Annotated in this window: 10 protein-coding genes; 5 read left to right on the forward strand and 5 right to left on the reverse strand. The window is 34.0% G+C overall.

Annotation, left to right across the window (positions count from 1 at the left end; genetic code table 11):
* Nucleotides 1-116 precede the first annotated feature (116 nt).
* From V7183_RS10700 to ecsA, 3 genes are read right to left on the reverse strand one after another with little or no spacing between them, the layout of a single operon-like run.
* Complete coding sequence (locus V7183_RS10700; RefSeq protein ID WP_335359479.1) at nucleotides 117-836, reverse strand: EcsC family protein; 720 nt, start codon at nucleotides 834-836, stop codon at nucleotides 117-119.
* A 13-nt stretch (nucleotides 837-849) separates the two neighbouring features.
* Nucleotides 850-2,061: an ABC transporter permease gene (locus V7183_RS10705; RefSeq protein ID WP_335359480.1), complete on the reverse strand. Its 1,212-nt coding sequence runs from the start codon at nucleotides 2,059-2,061 to the stop codon at nucleotides 850-852.
* Nucleotides 2,054-2,797, reverse strand: coding sequence for an ABC transporter ATP-binding protein EcsA (gene ecsA / locus V7183_RS10710; protein WP_335359481.1), 744 nt, complete (start codon nucleotides 2,795-2,797; stop codon nucleotides 2,054-2,056). The genes V7183_RS10705 and ecsA overlap by 8 nt, the downstream gene beginning before the upstream one ends.
* A 591-nt stretch (nucleotides 2,798-3,388) precedes the next feature.
* Between ecsA and V7183_RS10715 the strand changes: the two genes are divergently transcribed.
* From V7183_RS10715 to V7183_RS10725, 3 genes are all read left to right on the forward strand, one after another.
* Entirely contained in the window at nucleotides 3,389-3,823 is a 435-nt protein-coding gene (locus V7183_RS10715; RefSeq protein ID WP_097899673.1) for an HIT family protein, read from the forward strand.
* A 318-nt stretch (nucleotides 3,824-4,141) separates the two neighbouring features.
* Nucleotides 4,142-4,504 carry a YtxH domain-containing protein gene (locus tag V7183_RS10720; protein ID WP_097899675.1) on the forward strand — a complete coding sequence of 121 codons (363 nt, stop codon included), beginning with the start codon at nucleotides 4,142-4,144 and terminating at the stop codon, nucleotides 4,502-4,504.
* Nucleotides 4,505-5,133: 629 nt separating this feature from the next.
* Nucleotides 5,134-5,691 carry an HTH-type transcriptional regulator Hpr gene (locus V7183_RS10725; RefSeq protein WP_097899679.1) on the forward strand — a complete coding sequence of 186 codons (558 nt, stop codon included), beginning with the start codon at nucleotides 5,134-5,136 and terminating at the stop codon, nucleotides 5,689-5,691.
* Nucleotides 5,692-5,697: 6 nt separating this feature from the next.
* Here the strand turns inward: V7183_RS10725 and V7183_RS10730 are convergent, their stop codons facing one another.
* On the reverse strand, nucleotides 5,698-6,033 hold the full coding sequence (locus V7183_RS10730) for a DUF1878 family protein (RefSeq protein WP_097899680.1): 336 nt from the start codon (nucleotides 6,031-6,033) through the stop codon (nucleotides 5,698-5,700).
* A gap of 117 nt (nucleotides 6,034-6,150) precedes the next feature.
* Here V7183_RS10730 and V7183_RS10735 point away from each other — a divergent pair, with 117 nt between their 5' ends.
* Entirely contained in the window at nucleotides 6,151-6,345 is a 195-nt protein-coding gene (locus V7183_RS10735; protein ID WP_097899681.1) for a hypothetical protein, read from the forward strand.
* A 31-nt stretch (nucleotides 6,346-6,376) separates the two neighbouring features.
* Here the strand turns inward: V7183_RS10735 and V7183_RS25950 are convergent, their stop codons facing one another.
* Nucleotides 6,377-6,481 (reverse strand): YjcZ family sporulation protein, encoded by a 105-nt coding sequence (locus V7183_RS25950; protein ID WP_328287636.1) that lies wholly within the window; start codon nucleotides 6,479-6,481, stop codon nucleotides 6,377-6,379.
* Nucleotides 6,482-6,805: 324 nt separating this feature from the next.
* Between V7183_RS25950 and prsA the strand changes: the two genes are divergently transcribed.
* Nucleotides 6,806-7,654: a peptidylprolyl isomerase PrsA gene (gene prsA / locus V7183_RS10745; protein WP_097899682.1), complete on the forward strand. Its 849-nt coding sequence runs from the start codon at nucleotides 6,806-6,808 to the stop codon at nucleotides 7,652-7,654.
* Nucleotides 7,655-7,827: the final 173 nt, after the last annotated feature.

The raw sequence follows: 7,827 nt of genomic DNA on the forward strand, positions 1-7,827 counted from the left end.
TCCCATCTAAAAAGAGGGGCCTTATGTCGGTTTTTTAATTGATGTATATATAGTTTAAGTAAATTGTAATTGATAAAAAGCGAAAGAAAAGCTCTCACAAAATGTGAAAGCTTTTATCAAATCGATACTCCCTTTTGCTGAAGTAACCGCATACGATAACAATTCATCGTCACTTCTCCAAGCCGTTGCAATAGTTGATAGTTCGCGTATGCTCCGACCGGGGCACCAATCACTGGTACAAGCTGGAGCATCTTTGCTAAATCGATATAATCACGATATTCTTGCTGAAATTTTTCCCAGTCCATATGATTTTCTTTCTGCGTGTCCCATGTTTCAATTGCTTTCCATATTTTTTTACGATAATCATCACTTGAAAAAGCAAGTTGAAATACGTGGAGAATGAAAAGCCTCTCTTCTTCTTTACTCGTATCAAATCCATAAACAGTAGCTGCATCGAATAGAAATTTAATTTTAATGCTAAGTAAAAGAGGAAAATCTGCAAGACCGAGGAGAAACCCACCAGCTCCAGTCCCTGCCCCTTCTGCTGCCCCAATCTTTTTATATTCATCCATTTTTTTCATAACTTCTTCATCTCTTCTTTCGAGCGACCAATTTGTTTCTTTTAACCTTGGTTTTATAAAGTGAGATCCTATACTAATACCTTGGACCATCTTTTTAATTGTTTCCGTCAATACATTTTGCACTTTTTCCGGAATCAATTGTTGCACTTTCGTTTGCACCTTTTTGGAAAGCCGCGTCATCATAGAAGAATTTTTCATGATTGTAAGTTTCCACTGCTGCACTTCTTTTATGACCTTCTTTTCATAATCAGTCATAAATTCATTCCTTTCAGCTTAAACGTTCGATACGTTTTGCACCGTATTGATAGACAAAACTAATACTAAATAGGATGCTGACAGCAAATACAACACAAGTCATGATCATATCTTTTGTTGCCAAAACAAATACGATTGTAAATACAATACTACCTATACATAAAATTGCATTTAAAAGGCTAAGGAAATCCTTTTTCTTTTCTTCTATAGCCACTGGATATAGATCAAGCCAAACTTTCAGGCGGTGATGCTTCCAAAGGCTTAATAATTGGTAACCAATTAAATATAAAAATACGATACTTACAATGAAACGCCCGTATAAAAACGGTATAAAGTAAAGAATGACACCGCCAATAGCAAGTAAGCGAATATACAATCCAAAATAATTACCCGATCTTAAAAAGGTACGTGTATACAAATATAAATATGTGCGTTTTTCACCAACTATCGAAAGCACAAAATCAAGCCACTTTCTGCGTGATACTCGTTCTTTTAATGCTGGTACATCAACAAACATATTCGCAATTCGGTACAGGAGCATCATTTTCTTGCCTTCTTCAGTAATTAAGTATTCCCAGTTTATCGGTTTTCCTTTTACTTTTTGGTGCATCACACCAATATATATAGCCATAACAAGCAGAATAACTCCCATATAAATGACTGGCATACGTTCTACGAGGAAATACACAAATAATCCGTTACAGATGAAACGAATGAACCAATCAGCTCGCTGCACACTTTGGTCTGTTAAAAATGATTTTTCCCATGTTACAAATAAATTCCAAGCCTTGACTAAAACAAGCGCGGCCACAATCCATATGTAAGTCCCGCCTGTTTGCTTCATTTGCTGGAAGTATAACGGGGCAAGTGCAGCCGCTGTAATTGCTATCACATATAGCTGAATCATAAATGTAAAGAGAAATGCCTTCGTAAAGTACGGCTTTAATTTTTCTTCAACTGGAAGCAAGTACACAAGATCGGCTTCTTTTAATAATGTTTGAATAGATCCTGTCGTTAATACAAGCCCCAGTAAAACTGCCATAACGAGCGCGGCCGGAAACGAAGGTGTTAACGTTTGTAACCATTGCTGATAATAATACGCACCGGCTCCGATGATGAATACGAAAATAAATTTCAAATGGTCATTAAACACATATTTACTATATGTACGAACTTCTTTTAAAAAATGCCTAAATCGTTCTTTCCATAATACGCTGCTATTCATAATCTTCTTCCTTTGTTAACGCAATATAAATGTCATCTAGCGTTGCACCAGGCATATGAAATTGTGACTGCAATTCCGATAATGTTCCTTTCGCCCTTACTTCACCTTGATGTAAAATAATAAAGGAATCACAATAGCGCTCTGCTGTCGCTAAAATATGAGTACTCATTAAAATACCAGCACCATTCTTTTTCATCTTGTCCATCATTTGAAGCAGTGACTGAATCGCCAACGGATCTAATCCAACAAAAGGCTCATCAACAATATAAAGTGACGGTTCAACAAGGAACGCACTCATAATCATCACTTTTTGTTTCATCCCTTTTGAGAAATGAGAGGGAAACCATTTCAAACGATTCTTCATTCGAAATTCTTGTAATAATTGCCCGACACGCTCTTCATATTGTTTTTCATCTACACCATATGCCATCGCTGTTAACTTTAAATGCTCTTCTAACGTTAATTCATCATATAATACAGGTGTTTCAGGAATGAATGAGAAGCTAGAGCGATATGCGGTCATATCTTCTCGAATCGTTTTCCCGTTAATTGTAACACTGCCCTTTTTCGGTTCCATTAAACCAATGATATGTTTAATCGTTGTACTTTTTCCTGCTCCGTTTAAACCGATTAAACCAACAAGTTCTCCTTTATTCACAGAAAATGAAACATTTTGCAGGACAGGTCGCTTCGTATATCCTCCTGTGACATTTTCCACACGTAATAACTGTTCCATATGACACCACTTTCTTTGTTATATTCATTCACTTTTAGAAAAGCGTATACTTCAATAAAATGTATATATTCATCTTACCAAAAAATAAAAGATCCTTCATAGTATCGAATTTCTTCAAAAAAAAATTAATTTCTTTACATATCTCCTGCAAAACGGGACATCATAATGAATGAAGAAGGAACACATTGAAAAAGCAGCCACCAAATTGATGAATACAACTTAGTCAAATCATCATGAAATGGGGTGTCCATAATGGACAAAAAACATTTACACGAAGTCAGATCATTTGTTTCATTTTAGAAACGGGGTGTCTCGAGGAGAGTATATACTGTTTTATAAAATAAACAATTTCATTTTATAAAAGATTGCAATTTCATTTCATTGAAAATGGGGTGTCTACGGCAGAATACTAGCCGAATTACCATGCATTTCTTAAATAAATGAGGTGTCTGTGAACGGTAAATTATAAAAAATGCTTTTTCAATCCCTCTTCAGAAAACAGGAAGCTGAGCCAGCTTCCTGTTTTTCGTGTTTGTTCTCCTATGTAATTATGGTAAAATACGGCTAAGACTACTTGAAAGGATGAGAACAATGAATCATACAGCAGATAATTGTATTTTTTGTAAAATCATTGAAGGACAAATTCCTTGCTCAAAAGTATATGAAGATGAACATGTGCTTGCATTTTTAGATATCAGTCAAGTAACAAAAGGACATACACTTGTTATTCCAAAAGTACACAAGCAAGATATCTTTGCTTTAACGCCAGAAATTGCATCCCATATTTTTTCTGTCGTTCCTAAAATCGCAAATGCGATTAAATCGGAATTTAATCCAGTCGGCTTTAACTTATTAAATAACAATGGTGAAAAAGCTGGACAAACTGTATTCCACTTCCACCTTCATTTAATTCCACGCTACGGCGAAAACGATAGTTTTGGACTCGTTTGGAAATCAAACCAAAATGAATATACGATGGACAATTTACAAAATATCGCAAGTACCATTGCAAATAGTGTAAAATAAGATTAAGAGTAAGAATACTCTCTATTTTGTACAAATTGTACACAGCACTATCGAAACATATAAAAAACAAATGTACATAACAAGCCTACTCCTCCAAATGCAATATACTGCATGGCTTGTTTCTTAACCCAAAATGCTGGAGGATATGATCTTTTTTGCTTTACAAATAACAGTAAATGCATAGCGCGCGCAAGAAAGAAAAGACTTAGGGCAAAACAAATGGTCGTCATGATTTTCACTTTTCTCCCCCCTTGTCTTAAGCATATGCACTGTTTTATACATCATGAATATGAACAAAAAATAAGGAGGTTTCCTTTTATGTCAAAAGCTAAATCCTTTGTAACAGGTATAATTTGCGGCGGAGCTGTCGCTGGACTAGCCGTTCTGTTTTCTACTCCTTCTTCTGGTAAAGTTATGCGTAGCAAACTAAAAGAAAAAGGAAATGATATTAAAAAGACGCTAGCTGATATTACGGCTGATACAAAATTATTAAAACGTCAAATTGTTGAAACAGCTTCAGAAGGCAAAGAAGTCTTTCAAGGACTGAAAGATGATATGCAAGATACACTTTCTACATGGAAGCAAGATATTTCTCAAAACAAACGCCACATTGAACAAGAGATTTTAGACATTCAAAAATCAATTGAAAAATTGCAACAAGCAGTTCCAGAAAAAGCGTAAAACAAGCCTAAAACACGCCACACTTATACTTGTGGCGTGTTTTTTATTTACACCTTACTCGCCCTTATGTAACAATTCCTTATTCATCCGAGCAATTAGATCTTCAATTACTTCTTTATTCAGCGATGTGAATCCTAGAAAGCAGGCGATTCGAAATCAGAAGCTAAATATGCATTAAAATTGAAGTCGTCTTCTCTTATATTCTGTAGAGAAGACGATTTTTCAAATACCTCTCCATTCCCTATCTCTTCAATAAATCCCCATAATATGAAGATATATCGCTTGTAATTTTATTCAATTTATATTCAATAAATGATAAATAAAATACATAATTTCTCATAATTTGTAATGAAACATTTTATATCTATATCTTCTCTATTACGTGGAAAAATAGAGATTCGTGAAAATTATTCATTTACAGCATTTTTCTTCTATCTTTTTTCACCCCTTCATATCCCCCATACACAGTACTACACTTTATCATATAGCGTTTACAAATTTTCTTTATTGACCGCCAATTGTTATTTTTCCGAAAAATTTTCACAATTCTCACAAAAAGACTTTATTAATTTTTATTTTACTGGCATAATAGATACTAATGAATAAGAATGTAAAAAGTGGGTGAGTATATGAAAAATGGAGAAAAAGATTACACGGTAAAAGAAGCAATGATTTTTAGTCAACGCATTGCTCAATTATCGAAAGCGTTATGGAAATGTGTAGAGAAAGATTGGCAACAGTGGATTAAGCCATATGATTTAAACATTAATGAGCATCATATTTTATCAATCGCTTATCATTTAAAAGGGGCTTCTATCTCTGAGATTGCAAAGTTTGGCGTTATGCACGTATCAACGGCATTTAACTTTTCTAAAAAACTTGAAGAGCGCGGGTATCTTGTATTCTCAAAAAAAGAAGACGATAAACGAAATACGTATATTGAAATTACTGAAAAAGGGGAAGAATTATTGCTACAATTAATGGAGGAGTATAACCCTGAAAGTAATTCGGTCTTTAATGGCGCTCTTGCCCTTCGCAATTTTTATGGGAAATTTCCAGAAAATATCGAATTAATCGCAATTTTAAGAAATGTTTATGGTCAAGACTTTATCGATATTTTTGAGAAATCACTAGATAGTATTGAGGAAAATTTCACGGAACACGATCAAAAATTAATTAAAAAATAATACAGATTATCTTTTCGCTATCATGCGTATAAATTCTTCCATAATTGGCTGAAATAAGCCTTGTTTTGCTAGCGCTTCCGCAGTTTCGTTTACTTCGAGCTGATGTGGAAGCGCTTTTTCAAATTGATCCAAAAGAGCATCAAACAAAAGTAAGCCCTCTTTTTTCTCTGCTATGTATTGTTCGTTCAATTGTTCGCAAAGATTTAGTATGCGTTCGATATCCTTTTTACGTGCCTTTTTCTTTATAATTAAAGAATAAAATGGACACTTATCTTCGTCGATCATTTGAAAAAGAAGTTCTACATAATATTCAGCTTGTTCTAGTCTTTTTACAACGTCCATTTTCTCCCTCTCTTTCTAACCAAAGTCTTCTATTTCTGAATTTTATAACACGAACAAAATATCGTATGATACAATATATAAAGCATATGTATTTTGGCCAAAAGGAGGTATCTCCTCGTGACTCTTATAGAAATCATTTTCGTCACATTTGCACTTATTGTTCTATTCTACACGAATTTCATGACGCACACACTGTGTGAGCGAAAGCAAATATCCGCGAGCCGCCAACCGGGCGTTTTTCGGATGATGAATGTATGTATTACGATTCTATTAATTTCTAGTTATATAGAAATTATATTTCACGGAAAGTGAGGAAGGGAAGCACCTTCCTCACTTTTTTCCTCTATAAACAAATTATACCTACTATAACCAATAAAATAAACAGTACAAGTAATAAAATAAGCGATGAATTCATTCCCCTATCCCCTCCTATTTCCTTTATATGCACATTCGCCTAAATAAGGTACTCTCTTCTCAATCTGACAATTCCCCTCAATAAATGGGCAATTTTTCTTTATCAATAGGAAAAGGCTTCAAAATATGATATATTAAATTTTGTACATATTGCCCATACTATAAAATAAAATTACCTTTATCTACATTTTATCCTCAGCCTCGGTAGGCCCTGTTAAGTATGCTTTTACATAATAAGAAGGCAGAAGACCAGTGAGACTTAATCGGGCTCTTTTGGACAAAATATCATCTAAAATGAGGAAACTGTTCATTTGTGCAGGATAAATTAAAAATACATAATAGTAGGAGTGTTTATTTAATGAAGAAAGCTATACTTGCCTTAGCCGCAACCAGTGTACTTGCCTTATCAGCATGTGGAACATCTGATAAAATTGTAACTTCTAAAGCTGGTGACATCACAAAAGAAGAACTTTATACAACAATGAAGCAACAAGCAGGTAAACAAGTTTTACGTAATATGGTTGTCGAAAAGGTAATGATTAAAAATTACAAAGTCGATGACAAAGAAGTCGACAAGAAATATGATGAATTCAAAAAACAGTACGGTGACCAATTTGCAACACTATTAAAGCAACAAGGTATTAAAGAAGATACTTTAAAAAATAGTGTTCGCGCTCAATTAGCAACAGAAAAAGCGATTGAACAGAGCATCACTGACAAAGAATTAAAAGATAATTATAAACCTGAAATTAAAGCAAGTCACATTCTTGTAAAAGATGAAGAAACTGCGAAAAAAGTGAAAGATGAACTTGCACAAGGTAAATCTTTCGAAGATTTAGCGAAGGAATACTCTACAGATCCAGGATCAAAAGATAAAGGCGGAGATCTTGGATACTTCGGACCAGGTAAAATGGTACCAGAATTTACAGATGCTGCTTATAAATTGAAAAAAGATGAAGTAAGTGACCCTGTGAAAACACAATACGGTTACCACATCATTAAAGTAACAGATATTAAACCACAAGAAAAAACTTTCGATCAAGCAAAAGGTGATATTAAAAAAGATCTTGTTGCGAAAAAATCTCAAGATCCTCAATTTATGAGTGACCTTATCACAAAAGAAGTGAAAAAAGCTGATGTGAAGATTGAAGATAAAGACTTAAAAGATATCTTTGAGACTCCAAAAGCAGACACAGAGAAAAAATAATTCATATAAAATAAGCTGTCAGGCCTTTCCTGACAGCTTATTTTCGTATTGCTCTTTTTTAAATGATATTGTTGTTAAATACTCGTTGTATATGGAACTTTTCTACAATATTTTTCTCTCAAAGCTATATAAATCCATTTTCATTTTTCGGCATCTAAATCCCTGCTATGCAG

The organism is Bacillus sp. JJ1127 (assembly GCF_036965845.1).
Lineage (GTDB): Bacteria > Bacillota > Bacilli > Bacillales > Bacillaceae_G > Bacillus_A.